Below are 233 nucleotides of genomic sequence, written 5' to 3' on the forward strand. Positions count from 1 at the left end.
CCTGAAGCCGAAAAAGCCGCGCCTGCCGCTTCAGGCGCATCCGCTGCCGCCAATGCCGACGGTTCGGTCAATATCGGTGTGAACGATACTGCCTGCGAACCGATGGAATTGACCGTCCCCAGCGGCCAAGTCGTGTTCAACATTAAAAACGACAGCGGCCGCAAGCTGGAATGGGAAATCCTGAAAGGCGTGATGGTGGTGGACGAGCGTGAAAACATCGCCCCGGGTTTATC

General features: G+C 57.9%; 1 protein-coding gene. It reads left to right on the forward strand.

Annotated elements, in window-relative coordinates; translation table 11 throughout:
* Positions 1–233: cupredoxin domain-containing protein (locus ACTHSP_RS24170; protein WP_440347242.1), on the forward strand; the 233-nt coding region annotated here is incomplete at both ends.

The sequence above is a fragment of the Neisseria sp. P0001.S005 genome (assembly GCF_051963715.1).